The sequence below is a fragment of the Arthrobacter sp. Y3223164 genome (genome assembly GCF_059091005.1).
In genome coordinates, this window is sequence record NZ_JBNHGF010000559.1 from 1 (window position 1) to 1392 (window position 1392).

At 71.5% G+C, this 1392-nt stretch carries 1 protein-coding gene; it reads left to right on the top strand.

The window, feature by feature from the left end:
- Positions 1-148: 148 nt before the first annotated feature.
- A complete protein-coding gene (locus AC5RUJ_RS16375) occupies positions 149-1243 on the top strand; it encodes a DegT/DnrJ/EryC1/StrS family aminotransferase (RefSeq protein WP_494128501.1) in 1095 nt (364 codons plus the stop codon).
- Positions 1244-1392: the final 149 nt, after the last annotated feature.

Sequence of the window (1392 nt, forward strand, 5' to 3'; positions counted from 1 at the left end):
GGATCGGCTGGGTGGGCCGGGCCGGACAGCGGCTGGTCCAGGACCCGGCGGACCCATCCGGGTGGGAGTGCCCGGCGACCGGCGCCCGGTACCGGGAGGACGAGGGCGTGTTGCACGAAGTTTCGGACGAAACCGGAGGAGAACAGCTGTGAGCAAGGACTTCATACCGGCGGCCAAGCCCATCATCGGGGACGAGGAACGGGCCGCGGTGGACGCCGTGCTGGCCTCCGGGATGCTCGCCCAGGGCTCGGAGGTCGCCGCCTTCGAGCGGGAGTTCTCGCAGTTGCTGCTGGACGGCCGGCACGCCGTGGCGGTCAATTCCGGGACCTCCGGCCTGCACCTGGGCCTGCTGGCCGCCGGCATCGGCCCGGGCGACGAGGTCATCGTCCCGTCCTTTACCTTCGCGGCCACCGCGAACTCGGTGGCCCTGACCGGCGCCACCCCGGTGTTCGCCGACATCGAGCCGGAGCATTACTGCCTGGACCCGGACGCGGTCGCCGCAGCCATTACGCCGCGGACCAAGGCCGTCATGCCGGTGCACCTGTACGGCCACCCGGCCGACATGGACGGGCTCGGCAGGCTCGCCGCGGAGAAGTCGCTGCTGCTCTTCGAGGACGCCGCCCAGGCCCACGGCGCGTCGCTGCGCGGCCGGCCGGTGGGCACGTTCGGCGAGTTCGCGATGTTCAGCCTGTACCCGACCAAGAACATGACCTCCGGCGAGGGCGGCATGGTGTCCACCGGCAGCGACGACCTAGCGCGCCGGCTGCAGCTGCTGCGCAACCAGGGCATGGAACGCCAATACGAAAACGAACTGGTCGGCTTCAACGCCCGGATGACCAACCTGCACGCCGCGATCGGCCGTGTGCAGCTGGGCAAGGTCCTCGGCTGGACCGAACGGCGCCAAGCCAACGCCGCGTTCCTGGACGCGAACCTGGACGGCGTGGGCACGCCGAAGGTGGCAGCCGGGGCGGTCCACGTGTACCACCAGTACACCGTGCGGATCGGCGCGGGGGAGCGCGACCGGTTCGCCGCGGCGCTGAAGGACGAATACAACATCGGGTCCGGGGTCTACTACCCGATCCCGAACCACCGGCTGCCCTCCTTTAACGTCGCCGCGGACCTGCCGGTGACCGAGGCCGCGGCCGCCGAGGTGCTCTCGCTGCCGGTGCATCCCTCCCTCGACGCCGAGGACCTGGACCGGATCGCCACGGCGGTCAACGCCCTCGCGAAGGCAGGGGCGTGAGCATGGCGGGGAACGGCAAGAACGTGCTGCGCGCCGGGCTGATCGGCCTGGGCATGATGGGCCGCCACCACGCCCGGGTGCTCCGCGAAACCGAGGGCGTGGAACTGGTGGCCGTGGCCGACGCGTACGGCGACCCGCACGGCGCGGCG